15 protein-coding genes and 1 pseudogene are annotated in these 16556 nt (G+C 68.3%); 6 read left to right on the top strand and 10 right to left on the bottom strand.

Annotated elements, in window-relative coordinates; translation table 11 throughout:
- The first annotated feature begins 41 nt into the window (after positions 1-41).
- Positions 42-1388: an acetyl-CoA C-acetyltransferase gene (locus OCQ_RS23995; protein WP_008261765.1), complete on the top strand. Its 1347-nt coding sequence runs from the start codon at positions 42-44 to the stop codon at positions 1386-1388.
- A gap of 287 nt (positions 1389-1675) precedes the next feature.
- Here OCQ_RS23995 and OCQ_RS23990 read toward each other — a convergent pair whose 3' ends face one another.
- Entirely contained in the window at positions 1676-3511 is a 1836-nt protein-coding gene (locus OCQ_RS23990) for an acyl-CoA dehydrogenase (protein ID WP_008261764.1), read from the bottom strand.
- A 160-nt stretch (positions 3512-3671) separates the two neighbouring features.
- Between OCQ_RS23990 and OCQ_RS23985 the strand changes: the two genes are divergently transcribed.
- On the top strand, positions 3672-4733 hold the full coding sequence (locus tag OCQ_RS23985) for an isopenicillin N synthase family dioxygenase (RefSeq protein ID WP_170320617.1): 1062 nt from the start codon (positions 3672-3674) through the stop codon (positions 4731-4733).
- An 81-nt stretch (positions 4734-4814) separates the two neighbouring features.
- Entirely contained in the window at positions 4815-5303 is a 489-nt protein-coding gene (locus OCQ_RS23980) for a flavin reductase family protein (protein WP_008261762.1), read from the top strand.
- Between the two features lie 20 nt (positions 5304-5323).
- Here OCQ_RS23980 and OCQ_RS26835 read toward each other — a convergent pair whose 3' ends face one another.
- The 5 genes and pseudogenes from OCQ_RS26835 to OCQ_RS23960 all read right to left on the bottom strand — a co-directional run bounded on the left by OCQ_RS26835 (position 5324) and on the right by OCQ_RS23960 (position 9579).
- Entirely contained in the window at positions 5324-5488 is a 165-nt protein-coding gene (locus OCQ_RS26835; protein ID WP_008261761.1) for a hypothetical protein, read from the bottom strand.
- Positions 5489-5612: 124 nt separating this feature from the next.
- Positions 5613-6359, bottom strand: a complete 747-nt coding sequence (locus OCQ_RS23975; RefSeq protein WP_003874034.1) for a succinate dehydrogenase/fumarate reductase iron-sulfur subunit — start codon at positions 6357-6359, stop codon at positions 5613-5615.
- Positions 6360-8304 (bottom strand): annotated as a pseudogene (locus OCQ_RS23970) (fumarate reductase/succinate dehydrogenase flavoprotein subunit).
- Positions 8305-8350: 46 nt separating this feature from the next.
- A complete protein-coding gene (locus OCQ_RS23965) occupies positions 8351-9178 on the bottom strand; it encodes a hypothetical protein (RefSeq protein ID WP_008261757.1) in 828 nt (275 codons plus the stop codon).
- Positions 9179-9273: 95 nt separating this feature from the next.
- The gene (locus OCQ_RS23960) at positions 9274-9579 is read right to left on the bottom strand and encodes a hypothetical protein (RefSeq protein WP_008261755.1); all 306 of its coding nucleotides are present in this window, start codon (positions 9577-9579) and stop codon (positions 9274-9276) included.
- 105 nt (positions 9580-9684) lie between these two features.
- Here OCQ_RS23960 and OCQ_RS23955 point away from each other — a divergent pair, with 105 nt between their 5' ends.
- The gene (locus OCQ_RS23955; protein ID WP_014385984.1) at positions 9685-10458 is read left to right on the top strand and encodes an isocitrate lyase/PEP mutase family protein; all 774 of its coding nucleotides are present in this window, start codon (positions 9685-9687) and stop codon (positions 10456-10458) included.
- Between the two features lie 65 nt (positions 10459-10523).
- Here the strand turns inward: OCQ_RS23955 and OCQ_RS23950 are convergent, their stop codons facing one another.
- On the bottom strand, positions 10524-10964 hold the full coding sequence (locus OCQ_RS23950) for an Hsp20/alpha crystallin family protein (RefSeq protein WP_008261751.1): 441 nt from the start codon (positions 10962-10964) through the stop codon (positions 10524-10526).
- A 228-nt stretch (positions 10965-11192) separates the two neighbouring features.
- Between OCQ_RS23950 and nirB the strand changes: the two genes are divergently transcribed.
- Both nirB and nirD read left to right on the top strand, forming a co-directional pair.
- Positions 11193-13787: a nitrite reductase large subunit NirB gene (gene nirB, locus OCQ_RS23945; protein ID WP_080588047.1), complete on the top strand. Its 2595-nt coding sequence runs from the start codon at positions 11193-11195 to the stop codon at positions 13785-13787.
- Entirely contained in the window at positions 13784-14152 is a 369-nt protein-coding gene (gene nirD, locus OCQ_RS23940; RefSeq protein WP_008261748.1) for a nitrite reductase small subunit NirD, read from the top strand. Before nirB ends, nirD begins: the two co-directional genes overlap by 4 nt.
- 12 nt (positions 14153-14164) lie before the next feature.
- Here the strand turns inward: nirD and OCQ_RS23935 are convergent, their stop codons facing one another.
- From OCQ_RS23935 to OCQ_RS23925, 3 genes are read right to left on the bottom strand one after another with little or no spacing between them, the layout of a single operon-like run.
- Entirely contained in the window at positions 14165-14617 is a 453-nt protein-coding gene (locus tag OCQ_RS23935; protein WP_008261746.1) for a TetR/AcrR family transcriptional regulator, read from the bottom strand.
- Positions 14618-14648: 31 nt separating this feature from the next.
- Positions 14649-15410 carry a sirohydrochlorin chelatase gene (locus OCQ_RS23930; RefSeq protein WP_014385982.1) on the bottom strand — a complete coding sequence of 254 codons (762 nt, stop codon included), beginning with the start codon at positions 15408-15410 and terminating at the stop codon, positions 14649-14651.
- Positions 15401-16552 (bottom strand): uroporphyrinogen-III synthase, encoded by a 1152-nt coding sequence (locus OCQ_RS23925; protein WP_085978391.1) that lies wholly within the window; start codon positions 16550-16552, stop codon positions 15401-15403. The genes OCQ_RS23930 and OCQ_RS23925 overlap by 10 nt, the downstream gene beginning before the upstream one ends.
- Between the last annotated feature and the right edge of the window lie 4 nt (positions 16553-16556).

Genomic DNA, 16556 nt, shown 5'->3' with positions numbered 1-16556 from the left:
CGAATCCCAAACCGATAGACCGCACGAGCACGGAGAAAACAGTGGCCCCTGCAAGTTCTGAGGCAAGTACACCGGCTGCTCAGCGCAGCTCCGAGCGGCGGCGCGTCGCCATCCTGGGCGGCAACCGCATCCCGTTCGCCCGGTCCGACGGCGCCTACGCCGAGGCCTCCAACCAGGACATGTTCACCGCCGCGCTGGGCGGGCTGGTGGATCGCTTCGGGCTGGCCGGCGAGCGGCTCGGCGTGGTGGTCGGCGGCGCCGTGCTCAAGCACAGCCGGGACTTCAACCTCACGCGCGAATGCGTGCTCGGTTCGCAGCTGGCGTCGTACACGCCGGCGTTCGACCTGCAGCAGGCGTGCGGCACCGGCCTGCAGGCGGCCATCGCCGCCGCCGACGGCATCGCGGCCGGCCGCTACGAGGTGGCCGCCGCCGGCGGGGTGGACACCACCTCCGACGCGCCGATCGGCCTCGGCGACAACCTGCGCCGCACCCTGCTGAAGTTGCGCCGCGCCAAGTCCAACGTGCAGCGGCTGAAGCTGGTGGGCACTCTGCCCGCGACCCTGGGCGTGGAGATCCCGGTCAACAGCGAACCGCGCACCGGGCTGTCCATGGGGGAGCACCAGGCGATCACCGCCAAGCAGATGGGCATCTCGCGCGTCGCCCAGGACGAGCTGGCCGCCGCCAGCCACCGCAACATGGCCGCCGCCTACGACCGCGGCTTCTTCGACGACCTCGTCACGCCGTTTTTGGGGCTGTACCGCGACGACAACCTGCGAGCGGACTCGTCGGCCGAGAAGCTGGCCAAGCTGCGGCCGGTGTTCGGCGTCAAGGCCGGCGACGCGACGATGACGGCCGGCAACTCGACCCCGCTGACCGACGGCGCCTCGGTCGCCCTGCTGGGCACCGACGAGTGGGCGGAGGCCCACTCGCTCACACCGCTGGCGTACCTGGTGGACTCCGAAACGGCGGCGGTCGACTACGTCAATGGGCGGGACGGCCTGCTCATGGCGCCCACGTACGCGGTGCCGCGGCTGCTCGCCCGCAATGGCCTGAGCCTGCAGGACTTCGATTTCTACGAGATCCACGAGGCGTTCGCGTCGGTTGTGCTGTGTCATCTGCAGGCGTGGGAATCCGAGGAGTACTGCAAGGGGCGGCTGGGGCTGGACGCCGCGCTGGGCTCGATCGACCGGTCCAAGCTCAACGTCAACGGCTCCTCGCTGGCCGCCGGCCACCCGTTTGCCGCCACCGGCGGGCGGATCCTGGCTCAGGCCGCCAAGCAGCTCGCGCAGCGAAAGGCCGAGCAGAAGGGCGCGGGCAAGCCGGTGCGCGCCCTGGTCTCGATCTGCGCGGCGGGCGGCCAGGGAGTGGCCGCGATCCTGGAGGCCTGACCGTCGGGCCCATGAGATGGGTCACATCGGGTTAGCGATCGAAGGCGGCGGGTATCCGTGACCCCGGATGGCCCCGTGTTGTGGTCTGACCCCCCGACCCCGACGGCAATACGGGGCATCCCCCGGAACGACCGCCTGTCGGTCTTGGCCGATGGGCGTCCGAAAAGGGCCGCCGCTGGAGTGAGGGGATCCAGCGGCGGCCTTTTTGGTGTTCTGACGGTCAGACCGACGCAAAATCCCCCGCCTCGCACGCGAGGCGGGGGATTTGTGCGTCCCTACGAAGCGGCCTAGAAGGCGGCCTCGTCGAGCTCCATGATGTCGTTGTCCAGCGTCTCGATGACCTCGCGGGTGCTGGTCAGCATCGGCAGGAAGTTCTTCGCGAAGAACGACGCCACCGCGACCTTGCCCTCGTAGAAGGCCTTGTCGTCACCGCTGGCGCCGGCGTCGAGCGCCGCCACGGCCACCGCGGCCTGACGCTGCAACAGCCAGCCGATGACCAGGTCACCGACGCTCATCAGGAAGCGCACCGAACCCAGACCCACCTTGTAGAGGCTGGTCACGTCCTCCTGCGCCGCCATCAGGTAACCGGTCAGCGAGGTCGCCATGGCCTGAACGTCGGTCAGGGCCTTGGCCAGGTACTCCCGTTCCGTCTTCAACCGCCCGTTGCCGGACTCGCTGTCGACGAACTTCTGGATCTGCTCGGACACGTGGGCCAGCGCCACACCCTTGTCGCGGACGATCTTGCGGAAGAAGAAGTCCTGCGCCTGGATGGCGGTGGTGCCCTCGTAGAGCGAGTCGATCTTGGCGTCCCGGATGTACTGCTCGATCGGGTAGTCCTGCAGGAAGCCGGACCCACCGAACGTCTGCAGGCTCTCGGTCAGCTTGGCGTAGGCCTGCTCCGAGCCGACACCCTTGACCACCGGCAGCATCAGGTCGTTGACCTTCACGGCCAGCTCGGCGTCCACACCGTGCAGGGCCTCGGCCACCGAGGCGTCCTGGTAGGTCGACGTGAACAGGTACAGCGCCCGCAGACCCTCGGCGTAGGCCTTCTGGGTCATCAGCGACCGGCGCACGTCGGGGTGGTGCGTGATGGTCACCCGCGGTGCCGTCTTGTCGGTCATCTGGGTCATGTCCGCGCCCTGGACCCGGGACTTCGCGTACTCCAACGCGTTCAGGTAACCCGTCGACAGGGTCGCGATGGCCTTGGTGCCGACCATCATGCGGGCCTGCTCGATCACGTCGAACATCTGCGCGATGCCGTTGTGCACCTCGCCGACCAGCCAGCCCTTGGCGGGAACGTCGTGCTGGCCGAAGCTCAGCTCACAGGTCGCCGACACCTTCAGGCCCATCTTGTGCTCGACGTTGGTGACGAACACGCCGTTACGCTCGCCCAGCTCACCGGTCTCGAAGTCGAACAGGAACTTGGGCACGAAGAACAGCGACAGGCCCTTGGTGCCGGGTCCGGCGCCCTCGGGGCGCGCCAGCACCAGGTGGAAGATGTTTTCGAACAGGTCGCCGGAGTCGGCCGAGGTGATGAATCGCTTCACACCGTCGATGTGCCAGGACCCGTCGTCCTGCTTGACAGCCTTGGTCCGCCCGGCGCCGACGTCGGAGCCGGCGTCCGGCTCGGTGAGCACCATGGTCGAACCCCAGCCGCGCTCGGCGGCCAGGACGGCCCACTTCTTCTGCTCCTCGGTGCCGAGGTGGTACAGGATGTTCGCGAAACCCGCGCCGCCGGCGTACATCCACACGGCGGGGTTGGCGCCCAGGATGTGCTCGTGCAGCGCCCACAGCAGCGACTTGGGCATTGCCACGCCGCCGAGGGCCTCGTCGATGCCGACCTTGTCCCACCCGGCCTCGATGACGGCGTGTACGGACTTCTTGAAGGATTCCGGCAGCGTCACCGAGTGCGTCTTCGGGTCGAAGACCGGCGGGTTGCGGTCGCCCTCGACGAACGAGTCGGCGATCGGCCCCTCGGCCAGCCGGCTCATCTCGTTGAGCATTTCGTTGGCGGTGTCTACGTCCAGGTCGCTGTATTCGCCCTGGCCCAAGGCCTTGTCAACGCCCAATACCTCGAACAGGTTGAACGCCTGGTCGCGGACGTTGCTCTTGTAGTGGCTCACTACGGTCCTCCTCGTTGAGAATGCCACTTGTGGTTGGGTACTAGGTCTAAGTTACCCACCAGTAACAACACCTAAAATATCGTTAGCGTCAGTGGGATGCAAGCGGATGTGAGCTAGATTTCATTGCCTAATTAACCAACCGGTTGGGAAGGGTGCGCCGATGCCGTCGAAAACCCGCGCTACCTGCGGAGACGGGCGCGGGACGGGCGATGTGCCGGGCGTCACTGCGGTGCCGGTCGTCGACCTGCGGGCCGATCCGGCGCGGTTGCGGGACGGTCTGCGCGAGGCCGCCCACCGGGTCGGATTCTTCTATCTGACCGGCCATGGGGTCGCCCCGGAATTGGTGACGCGGATGCTCGAGGCCGCGCGCCGGCTCTTCGCGCTGCCGCAGCACGACAAGGACTCGGTCGCCATGGTGCGCAGCCCGCATTTCCGCGGCTACACCCGCCTGGGCGGCGAGGTGACCCGCGGCGAGGTGGATTGGCGCGAGCAGATCGACATCGGGCCGCAACGTCCGCCGATCGGCGGGCTGGGCAAGTCCGACTACCGGTGGCTACAGGGTCCCAACCAGTGGCCGGCCGCGCTGCCCGAGCTGCCCGGACTCGTCGAGGAGTGGGACGCCGCGCTGTCGGCGGTGGCCCGCACCCTGCTGCGGCACTGGGCGGCCTCGCTGGGCAGCCCGGCGGACGTGTTCGACCCCGCCTTCGCCGAAACCCCGGCCACGCTGATCAAGATCATCCGCTACCCGGGGCGCGCGGCCGGCTCCCAGGGCGTGGGCGCGCACCGGGACGCCGGGGTGCTCACGCTGCTGCTGGCGGAGCCGGGCAGCCGGGGCCTGCAGGTGCGGCGGGCGTTCGACGACGCCTGGATCGACGTCCCCCCGCGCGAGGGGGCGTTCATCGTCAACATCGGTGAACTGCTGGAGGCGGCGACGCGCGGCTACCTGCGGGCCACCGAGCACCGGGTCAACCTGCAGGGCCCGGCGACCGACCGGATCTCGGTGCCCTACTTCTTCAATCCGCGCCTCGACGCGCGGATACCCGTGCTCGCGCTGCCCCGCGAACTCGCGGCGGGCACCGGGACTGACTGGGCGGCGTCGCAGGATCCCGCCGACCCCATCTTCTCGGTCTACGGCCGCAACGCCTGGAAGAGCCGGCTGCGCTCGCACCCGGATGTCGCTTCCGCGCATGGGTATTCGGCAGAGCGCTTAGAAAACGAGTAAGGGTGTCCGCGCCGGGACGATGCGCGCCGGGTAGGGTCGGACCCGAAAATACGTCTGGCGCTCTAGGGGCGAAAAAGTCCGGTGAACTCGAACAACAAGCTGACAGCGTCGTCACTTCGTGAGGCCTTCGGTCATTTTCCGTCTGGTGTGGTGGCCATCGCCGCCGAGGTGAACGGAACCCGGGAAGGGCTGGCCGCCAGCACCTTCGTGCCGGTCTCGCTGGACCCGCCGTTGGTGTCGTTCTGCGTGCAGAACACCTCGACGACCTGGCCCAAACTCAAGGACCTGCCCATGCTGGGCATCAGCGTGCTCGGCGAGGCGCACGACGAGGCCGCCCGCACGCTGGCCGCCAAAACCGGCGACAGGTTCGCAGGCCTGGAGACCGTCTCCCGGCCCACCGGGGCGGTGTTCATCAAGGGCACCGGCCTGTGGCTGGAAAGCGCCATCGAGCAACTCGTTCCCGCCGGTGACCACACGATCGTCGTGTTGCGGGTCAGCGAGGTGACCGTGGACGCCGACGTGGCGCCCATCGTGTTCCACCGGAGCAATTTCCGCCGCTTGGGCGCCTGAACCGGGGCCGCCGGCGCGCGCTAGGGCCGGTGGCTGAGTTCTTCCCGGAAGCCCTGGATGCGGCTCTCGAGTTCGGCGGCGTCGTTGTGCCGCCCCTCCTTCTGCGCGAGCTGGGCGCGCACGGACAATTGCCGGATTGCGGTCCGAATGTTGTTGATGCTGGCGGTTTCTCGCCTGGGTTCCATGAGCTGCCTTTCCGGTCGTTGGTACAGCGGCCGTCCATCCGGACGGCCCGACAGGATGCAGGTTGGTTACCCGGGTACCGCGACGCCCTAACCCCGCCAGCCGGTGAGGGCGCGGCGGGAGCGCTCAGCGACGGAACAGCTTGTTACCGAGCCAGACCACCGGGTCGTACTTGCGGTCGGCGACGCGCTCCTTCATCGGGATCAGCGCGTTGTCGGTGATCTTGATGTTCTCCGGGCAGACCTCGGTGCAGCACTTGGTGATGTTGCAGTACCCCAGGCCGTGCTCTTCCTGGGCGTCCTTGCGCCGGTCCCGGGTGTCCAGCGGGTGCATCTCCAGCTCGGCGATCCGCATCAGGAAGCGGGGGCCGGCGAACGCCTTCTTGTTCTCCTCGTGGTCGCGGACCACGTGGCACACGTTCTGGCACAGGAAGCATTCGATGCACTTGCGGAACTCTTGGGAGCGCTGGACGTCCTCCTGCGCCATCCGGTACTCGCCGGGTTGCAGGTCCTTGGGCGGCGCGAAAGACGGTATCTCGCGGGCCTTCTCGTAGTTGAACGAGACGTCGGTGACCAGGTCCCGGATCACCGGGAACGTCCGCAGCGGCGTGACCGTGACGACCTCGTCCTCGGCGAACGTCGACATCCGGGTCATGCAGAGCAACCGCGGATAGCCGTTGATCTCCGCGGAGCACGAGCCGCACTTGCCCGCCTTGCAGTTCCACCGGACCGCCAGGTCGGGCGTCTGGGTCTGCTGCAGGCGGTGAATGATGTCGAGGACGACCTCACCCTCGTTGACCTCGACGGTGAAGTCCTGCAACGCACCGTTGGCGTCGTCGCCGCGCCACACCCGCATCGTCGCGTTGTAGGTCATTTACTTCTCCGTCCTGGGTGTCCGCCCTGGATGCCCGGCGAGCTCCTCGTCGGTGTAGTACTTCTCCAGCTCGGCGATGTCGAACAGTTCCAGCAGATCGGGCCGCATCGGCGTCTGCTCTTTCTTCGTGATGGTGATGTCGGGGATCACCGCGCCTTCAACGTCGCCTGGCTCGGCGACTGCCTCGCAGACCAGCAACAGCTTGCGCCACGACGAGTCCATCGACGGGTGGTCGTCGCGGGTGTGCCCGCCCCGGCTCTCGGTGCGCTGCAGCGCGGCCTTGGCGACGCATTCGCTGACCAGCAGCATGTTGCGCAGGTCGATGGCCAGGTTCCAGCCCGGGTTGTAGCGGCGCTGCCCCTCCACATGCAGGTTCTTGAACCGCTCCCGCAGCTTGTCGAGCCGGGCCAAAGCCTCGGAGATCTCGTCGGCATTGCGGATGATGCCGACCAGGTCGTTCATCGACTGCTGCAGCTCGAGCTGCAGGGTGTAGGGGTTCTCGCCGGGGCCGCCGCCCGCCGGCGCCTCGAAGGGGGACAGGGCCCGCTTCGCCGCCGCCTCGACGGCGCCGTCGCCGACCGTCGGACGGCTGCTCAGCGCCCGCACGTAGTCGGCGGCGCCCAGGCCGGCGCGCCGGCCGAATACCAGCAGGTCCGACAGCGAGTTGCCGCCCAGCCGGTTCGAGCCGTGCATGCCGCCGGAGCATTCGCCCGCGGCGAAGAGCCCGGGCACGGTGGCCGCCCCGGTGTCGGCGTCGACCTCGACGCCGCCCATCACGTAGTGGCAGGTCGGCCCGACTTCCATCGGCTCCTTGGTGATGTCGACCCCGGCCAGCTCCTTGAACTGGTGGTACATCGACGGCAGGCGGCGGTTGATCTCCGCCGGCGTCAGCCGCGACGCGATGTCGAGGAAGACGCCGCCGTGTGGGCTGCCCCGGCCGGCCTTGACCTCGGAGTTGATCGCGCGCGCGACCTCGTCGCGCGGCAGCAGGTCAGGGGTGCGGCGGGCCGAGTCGTTGTCCTTGAGCCACTGGTCGGCCTCTTGCTCGGTCTCGGCGTACTGGCCTTTGAAGACCGGCGGGATGTAGTCGAACATGAACCGCTTGTCGTCGGAGTTCTTCAGCACCCCGCCGTCGCCGCGAACGCCCTCGGTGACCAGGATCCCCTTCACGCTCGGCGGCCACACCATGCCCGTCGGGTGGAACTGGACGAACTCCATGTTGATCAGGGACGCGCCCGCCCGGAGCGCCAGGGCGTGCCCGTCGCCGGTGTACTCCCAGGAGTTCGAGGTGACCTTGAACGACTTGCCGATGCCGCCGGTGGCCAGCACCACCGCGGGCGCCTCGAACAGGATGAAGTTGCCGCTTTCGCGGATGTAGCCGAACGCCCCGGCGATCGCGTCGCCGTCCTTGATCAGTTCGGTGATCGTGGTTTCGGCGAACACCCGGATGCGGGCCTCGTAGTCGCCGAGCTCGGCGTAGTCCTCCTGCTGCAGCGAGACGATCTTCTGCTGCATGGTGCGGATCAGCTCCAGGCCGGTGCGGTCACCGACGTGCGCCAGCCGCGGGTAGGTGTGCCCGCCGAAGTTGCGCTGGCTGATCTTGCCGTCCTTGAGGCGATCGAACAGCGCGCCATAGGTTTCCAGCTCCCAGACGCGGTCCGGGGCCTCCTTGGCGTGCAGTTCGGCCATCCGCCAGTTGTTGAGGAACTTCCCACCGCGCATCGTGTCGCCGAAGTGGGTCTTCCAGTTGTCCTTCGGGTTGGTGTTGCCCATCGAGGCCGCGCACCCACCCTCGGCCACTCACCGTGTGTGCCTTGCCGAACAGGGACTTGCACACCACCGCGACCCGCAGGCCGCGTTCGCGCGCCTCGATGACCGCGCGCAATCCCGCGCCGCCGGCGCCGATGACGACTACGTCGTAGGCATGCCGCTCGACATCAACCATGAAAACCCTCGCTAGCTACGTTCTGATTTGTAAGTCAAATGGCTTTTCAGCCAACGAATCTCAGGTCGCTGATGGCGCCGCTGGCCACCAGTGCGATGTAGAAATCGGTGAGCATCAGGGTGCCCAGCGTGATCCAGGCGAACTGCTTGTGCCGGGTGTTCATCGCGCTGACCTGCGTCCAGATCCAATACCGCACAGGGTTTTTGGAGAAGTGCTTGAGTCGCCCACCGGTGACGTGCCGGCAGGAGTGGCAGGACAGCGTGTAGACCCACAGCATGATGACGTTGCCCAGCAGGATCAGGTTGCCCAGCCCGAAGCCGAATCCGCCCGGCCCGCTGTCGGAATGGAACGCGACGATCGCGTCGTAGCTGTTGACGATCGAGATGAGGCAGGCGATGTAGAAGAAGTACCGGTGGGTGTTCTGGATGATCAGCGGGAACTTCGTCTCGCCGCTGTAGTGCACGCGGGGCTCGGCCACCGCACACGCGGTGGGCGACTGCCACACCGTGCGGTAGTAGGCGCCGCGGTAGTAGTAGCAGGTCAACCGGAACAGCAGCAGGAACGGCAGCGACACCGCCGCATACGGCAGCCACCACACGTCGGGCAGGAACTGCGGCCAGATGTCGCCGGCCTCACCGCAACCCTTGCTGACGCACGGCGAGTAGAACGGCGTCAGGTAGTGGTATTTGGGGACAAAGAAGTAGTTCTGCTGGAACGCTCGTGCCGTCGCGTAGATGACGAATGCGGCGAAGCCGAGGTCGATCCTCAGCGGCGACATCCACCACCGGTCGGTACGGAGGGTCCGCTGCTGGATACGGGCGCGCGTGGGTGAAAAGACACCGGACGCAGGACGGTTCGCCGTGGGTGCGCTCATCTAGTTGTTCCTCTTCGAACGGGCTGTCTGTCGAAGGGTACACAGAGAGAAGGCCCCCTCCAGCGGGGGGCATGGAGTCGGGGCGCTCGGGTTGTTCAGGCCCTGTTGTGACCGCCGACGCCCTCGTCGTCGACATCACGCCAGAATTCGCTGTCGTACTGGGTGTCGGGGATGACGATCTTCTCGCCCGACTGCTGCACGGTGGCGCCCGCCAGGTCCAACTCGGACACGTCGGTGTCGAGCAGATCGACGTCGGACAGGATGCGGTCGGCGTCGATGACGATGCGACGCATCGCGGGGCTGTCGCCGTATCGCGACCGCAGCGAGCTCACGCACCGCCGCAGGCCGCCGATCAGATCGTGCAGTTCGGCGAATTCTGTCGTGCCAGTCGTGCTCGTCAACGCATCTCCTCGGCAGTGTTTCGGATCACAGTACGTCCCCAATACTATCCACGGCACAGGCGAACGTCAGACCATTGAGCTCCGACGCCAAGGGAGCAAACACTGATGACGGGCCCCAACACGCCGGCCGAGCGCGCCGCCACCCTGTTGAAGCTGCACCGGCCGGGCAACCCGGTCATCCTGCCGACCGTGTGGGACGCCTGGTCGGCGCGACTGGCCGTCGGCGCGGGATTCGCCGCGCTGACCGTGGGGAGCCATCCGATGGCGGACTCGATCGGCAAATCCGACAACGAGGGCATGTCGTTCGACGACGTGCTCACCCGCGTCGCGCAGATCACCGCGGCGGTCTCGGAAACGGAAGGCGTCCCGGTCTCGGTGGACATCGAATCCGGCTACGGACTTCCGGCCGACCGCCTGATCGAGGGCCTGCTCAGCGTCGGGGCCGTCGGGCTGAACATCGAGGACACCGTGCACTCGGAGGGCGGACGGCTGCGGTCCGCCGAGGAACACGCCGAGCTGGTCGGCGCGCTGCGGTCGGCCGCCGACGCGGTGGGGGTGCATGTGGTCATCAACGCCCGGACCGATCTGTTCCTGCGCCAAGACGGCGAGGAGTCCGATCGCGTCGACCGCGCCGTGGCACGGCTGAATCAGGCGGCCGCCGCCGGCGCCGATGTCCTGTACCCGGTCGGCCGCCACCACCCCGACACGTTGCGGCGCTTGACCGCGGAGTTGGTGTTGCCGGTCAACGCGATCGCGCTGCCCGACCAGGACGACCCCGCGGCCTTCGGTCCGCTGGGCGTGGCGCGAATCAGCTTCGGGCCCTTCCTGCAGGCCGCGCTGACGGGCCGGGCCAACGAGCTGCTCGCCCGCTGGGGCTGACGCGCAGCGACGCAAAAGCCCCCGACACGCGGTGCGTGCGGGGGCTGTTGCGTCTCGTCGGCGCCTTACTTGGTGATCGCGATGCGTTGCGCCTGGTTCCCGGCGTACGCGCCGCTGACCCGCACCGTCAGCACTCCGGCGTCATAGGACGCCGTGATGGCGTCGCCGGTGACGTGGGCGGGCAGCTGGAACGACCGGCGGAACGAGCCGTACCGGATCTCGCGCAGCGTCCGGCCGTCCTTCTCCTCCGCGTGCTCGTCGCGGTGTTCGCCGTGGATGACCAGGCGACCCCGGTCGACCTCGACGTTCACGTCCCGGTCGACGTCAACGCCCGGGAGCTCGACACGTACGACCGCGTCGTCACCGTCCTTGACGATCTCGGCGGCGGGGCGCCAACCGCTGCTCAGCGGGTTGTTCCAGTCCGCCGCGGCGGCGGGGCCGAAGAAGTCGCGCAGCCACCGGTCGGTGTCCCAGGCCGGTCGCGACCACAGTGCGAGGTTGCTCATGGTGCTTCCCCTTTCGATTCCTTGATCTTCGTTGTGAGATTCCTGTGACCGGCGCTCCGATGACCGGCTACTAGTACAAACATGAGTCGACCACGCTTAAGTTCCAACTGGCTGTTCGCCGGCAGCGAACGATCAATCACAGCCGTCCCTGTGAGTTGTGAGATCCTCGTCATAGGACTGTCACATTGCGCGAAAAAGACGTAATTTCTGGCCGTTACTCTCAAAGCCATGTCTGCAGACGGGATTTCGCGCGCAAGCTGTGCGCCGCGTCACATCATCGTAGTCGGACATGGCATGGTGGGCCACCGGTTCGTCGAGGCGCTCCGCGCCCGCGACACCGAGGGCCGTTGGCGCATAACGGTTTTCGCCGAGGAGACCGACGCCGCCTATGACCGCGTGGGGCTGACCTCCTACACCGAAAGCTGGGACCGCAAGCTGCTCGCGCTGCCCGGCAACGAGTACGCGGGCGACGACCGGGTCCGGCTGGTGCTGAACCAGCGGGTCACCGAAATCGACCGCGCGACAAAGTCGGTGCTCACCGCCGACGGGCGGCGCCACGACTACGACACCCTGGTCCTGGCGACCGGCTCCTACGCGTTCGTGCCGCCGGTGCCCGGCCACGACCTGCCCGCCTGCCACGTGTACCGCACGCTCGACGACCTCGACGCCATCCGCGCCGACGCCCAGCGCGCGGCGCAAAGCTCACACGCGACCGCGGGCGTGGTCATCGGTGGCGGCCTGCTGGGGCTGGAGGCCGCAAATGCGCTGCGCCAGTTCGGGTTGCGGACCCACGTCATCGAGATGATGCCGCGACTGATGGCGCAGCAGATCGACGAGGCCGGCGGCGCGCTGCTGGCCCGGATGGTCGGGGACCTGGGCATCTCCGTGCATGTCGGCACCGGCACCGAGTCGATCGAATCGGTCGACCACCCGGACGGGTCGACGTCGGTGCGGGTGCGCCTGACCGGCGGGCAGGTGGTCGACGCCCGCCTGGTGATCTTCGCGGCCGGGATCCGGCCGCGCGACGAACTGGCGGTCGCCGCCGGGCTGACGCGCGCCGAGCGCGGCGGTGTGCTCACCGACGTGTCCTGCCGGACAAGCGATCCCGACATCTACGCGATCGGCGAGGTCGCCGCGATCGGCGGCCGGTGCTACGGCCTGGTGGGTCCGGGCTACACCTCGGCCGAGGTGGTGGCCGACCGCCTGCTGGACGGCGTCGCGGAGTTCGGCGAGGCGGACCTGTCCACGAAGCTGAAGCTGCTGGGCGTCGACGTCGCCAGCTTCGGTGACGCGATGGGCGTCACCGAGAACTGCCTCGAGGTCGCCGTCAACGACGCGGTGAACCGGACGTACGCGAAGCTGGTGCTCTCCGACGACGCCAAGACCCTGCTCGGGGGCGTCCTGGTCGGCGACGCCTCCTCCTACGGGGTGCTGCGGCCGATGGTCGGCAGCGAGCTGCCCGGGGATCCGCTCGCGCTGATCGCGCCGGCCCAATCCGGCGGCGGCGAGGCGTTGGGCATTGGGGCGCTGCCGGATTCGGCCCAGATCTGCTCGTGCAACAACGTCACCAAGGGCGATCTGAAGTGCGCGATCGCCGACGGCTGCGCCGATGTGCCCTCGCTGAAGTCGTGCACCTCGGCCGGGACGTCGTGCGGGTCGTGCGTGCCGCTGCTCAAGCAGCTGCTGGAAGCCGAGGGCGTCGAGCAGTCCAAGGCGCTGTGTGAGCACTTCAGCCAGTCGCGCGCCGAGCTTTTCGAGATCATCTCCGCCACCGAGCTGCGGACCTTCTCCGGACTGCTGGAGCGCTTCGGTCGCGGAAAGGGTTGCGACATCTGCAAACCCGTGGTCGCCTCGATCCTGGCGTCCACCGGTTCGGACCACATCCTCGAGGGCGAGCAGGCGTCGCTGCAGGACTCCAACGACCACTTCCTGGCCAACATCCAGAAGAACGGCAGCTACTCGGTGGTGCCGCGGGTCCCCGGCGGCGACATCAAGCCCGAGCACCTGATCCTGATCGGCCAGATCGCCCAGGACTTCGGCCTTTACACCAAGATCACCGGGGGCCAGCGCATCGACCTGTTCGGCGCGCGGGTGGACCAACTGCCCGAGATCTGGAAGCGCCTGGTCGACGGCGGCATGGAATCCGGGCACGCGTACGGCAAGGCGCTGCGCACGGTGAAGAGCTGTGTGGGCACCGACTGGTGCCGTTACGGGCAGCAGGATTCGGTGCAGCTGGCCATCGACCTCGAACTGCGCTACCGCGGCCTGAGGGCGCCGCACAAGATCAAGATGGGCGTCTCGGGTTGCGCGCGGGAGTGCGCCGAAGCCCGCTCCAAGGACGTCGGCGTCATCGCCACCGAAAAGGGCTGGAACCTCTACGTCGGCGGCAACGGCGGGATGACCCCCAAGCACGCGCAGCTGCTGGTCAGCGACCTCGACACCGAGACGCTGGTCCGGTACGTCGATCGGTTCGTCATGTACTACATCCGCACGGCTGACCGGCTGCAGCGCACCGCGCCGTGGGTCGAGTCGCTCGACGGCGGTCTGGACCACGTGCGCGAGGTCGTCTGCGAGGACTCACTGGGCCTGGCAGCCGAATTCGAGGCCGCGATGGAGCGGCACGTGCGCAACTACAAGTGCGAATGGAAGGGGGTGCTCGACGACCCGGACAAGCTCTCGCGCTTCGTTTCGTTCGTCAACGCCCCCGACGCCGTCGATTCGACGGTGACGTTCACCGAGCACGCCGGGCGCAAAATCCCTGTGTCCATTGGCATGCCGACGGTTCGCGAGCACAACTCCGAAGGAACGAGGAAGGTATCATGACGCTTCTCAACGACATTGCCGTGTGGACGAGCGCGTGCGCGTACGACCACCTCATTCCGGGCCGCGGCGTCGGCGTGCTGCTCGACGACGGTTCCCAGGCCGCGTTGTTCCGGCTCGACGACGGGTCCGTGCACGCGGTGGGCAACGTCGACCCGTTCTCCGGGGCGGCCGTGCTGTCCCGCGGCATCGTCGGCGACCGCGGAGGCCGCGTCACGGTTCAGTCGCCCATTCTCAAGCAGGCGTTCTCGCTCGAAGACGGTTCCTGCCTGGACGATCCGAGCGTTTCGGTGCCGGTGTACCCGGTGCGGATCACCGCAGACGGCTTCGTGCAGATCGCCCGCGACGCCGAGGCCCGGGCGGCCTGAGCGCGCGACCGCTCACCGGGTGATGTCGCCGACCAGGTAGCGCTGCATCGTCGGACCGATCGCGTCGACCAGCGCGTCCACCGACATCGAGTGCAGCGGCTCGGAGCGGATGCCGTAGCGCATGATGCCCAGGCCCACGAGCTGGGAGGCGCACAACGAGGCCCGCGTGGCCGCCTTGTCGGCGCCGAGGATTTTCAGCAGCGGGCCGAAGACCGGGCCCACGAAATTGCTTTGGACGATTTCGGCGGTCTTGGCCATGCCCGTGGACGCGACGGCGCTGGCCGCGAACGGCCCACCCCCGGCGGCATCCCAGGTGGTGATCAGCATCGTCAGGGTCCGGCGGCCGATTTGATTGACCCCTCCGGTGACGAGCCGGTCGATGAATTCCGGTGTGCCGAACGGCAAACGCAGCGCCTTGGCGACCGGATCAAGGATGCCACGCGACGGCTCTTCGCGACGGGGCATGGTGCCAGGATCGCCGGTTCGAGCCCAAAGATCAAGGAATTGGCCGTAACGCGCGCGTGTGGGTGACCTGTTGGGGGGCCGATCGACGCGACGCATGCCGGGCGGTGGCGGCCAGGGCGGGCGGCAGGGCGCGGCGGAAGCGGTTCGCGATCAGGCGCGCCAGGCCGGGATGGGTGCCCAGCGGTTGACTGACCAGATCGGCGCCGCAATCGTGCAGCCGTTGTTGGAACAGGCCGTCGGCCAACAGGTAGGAGGCGACCACGACGCGTCCACCGCGGCGCCTCGCCCGGTCGACGGACTCGTGCAGTTGCGGGTCCCCGGTGGCCGCGAACGCCAGGCTCACCCGCGATCCGGTGAGCGCCGACAACAACGTCGCCGTGGTGTGCAGGTCGGCGCGGGCCTTGTCGTCCGAGGTTCCCGCGGCCGCCAGAATCACCGAATCGCCCGGCCGCCAACCGCATTTCAGCAGCTGATCGCCGACGATCCGCGCGACCTGCCCGCTCGGGCCCAGCGCGGGGGTGACGGTCACGTTCGGATGACCGCTGATCGCGATGTGGGCGGGCAGGTCGGCCCGGACGTGATATCCGCGCGACAGGAACGCCGGCACCACGATCGCCGGCCGGCCGGCGGCCATCGCTGTGGCCAGCACCTCGCTGGGGGTGGGTCCCACCACGTCGACGAACGCCACGTCGACCGGGCTGCGGACGAGCGTACTCACCTGTGCCGCAAGGTCTTCGACCATCGCCACGCCGCCGGGCCTGCGGGTGCCGTGCGCCACCAGGATCAGTGCCATGGGGATTCGTCCGGATGGTCGATCGCGAGCCGGTAGCCACGCTTGACCACCGTCGCGATGATGTTCTTGTCGCCCAGCGCCGTTCGCAGCCGCAGCACGGCCGTGTCGACGGCGTGGGGATCGTTGCTGTTGCCGGGAAGCACCCGCAACAGGTCGTTGCGCGCGACGACGTCGCCGGGGCGCTCCGCCAGCGCGCGCAGCGTCGCCATTCCCGATCCCGACAGGGACCGCGGCGAACCGTCGACCAGCACGCAGGTCCCGCGGATCTCCATCTCGTGGCCGGCGGCCCGGATGGTGGTCGAGCGAAGGGTCGGGAGCTCCTGGGCGATGTGACGGGCCAACGCCCCCAACCGCATTCGCTCGGGCGACGACGTGGGGACCCCGGCGCGGAGCAGGGGCTGCGCGGTGACCGGGCCCACGCACATCGCGTGCACGTCGCTGCGAAGCGCTTGCAGCAGTTGCTCTTCGACGCCCAACTCGCGGCTGCGCTCCAGCAGCGCCGCGCCCGCGGGCGCCGAGGTGAAGGTCACCGCGTCGAACTGCCGCCGGGCGACCGAGGTGACGAGTTGGTCGAACTCGCCGCCGGCCGGCGTTGGTTTCCAGCGATATACGTGGATGGGGACCACCTGGGCGCCCGCGGACCGCAACCCGTTGAGGAATTCCGGGAACGGATCCCAGGTGTCGGCCGCGCCGTGCAGCTGGACCGCGACCCGCTTACCGGCGACATCCGATTCGAGCAGGTAGCGCAGGACCTCGCTCGACGATTCGGACCTGGGCGACCACTCCTCGTGCAGTCCGGCGGCGCGCAAGGCGCCGGTCGCCTTCGGCCCGCGGGCCACGATCCGCGCCCGGGACAGGGACGCCAGCAGCTGGGTGGCCAGTCCCCAGCCGTCGGCCGCGGCGACCCAGCCGCGGAAGCCGATGCCGGTGTGCGCCACCAAGATATCGGGAGGCTCGGCGATGACCGCTTCGGTGTGGCGCTGCAGTTCTTCGTCTTCGGGCAGCGCGATGAGGTCGATGGCCGCGGCGCTGGACACCTCCGCGCCGTTGCGGCGCAGCAACGCGCACAGCTCTTCGGCCCGGTTCGCCGACGTCACGGCGATCCGGTAGCCGGTCAGCGGCGCGGAGTCTGGTGGGGCCAGTTGG

Origin of the sequence: Mycobacterium paraintracellulare (assembly GCF_000276825.1) — a bacterium.
In the GTDB taxonomy this organism is placed as follows: domain Bacteria; phylum Actinomycetota; class Actinomycetes; order Mycobacteriales; family Mycobacteriaceae; genus Mycobacterium; species Mycobacterium intracellulare.
Note: the sequence above shows the minus strand (reverse complement) of the source record. Positions and strands in the feature narration are given on the sequence as shown.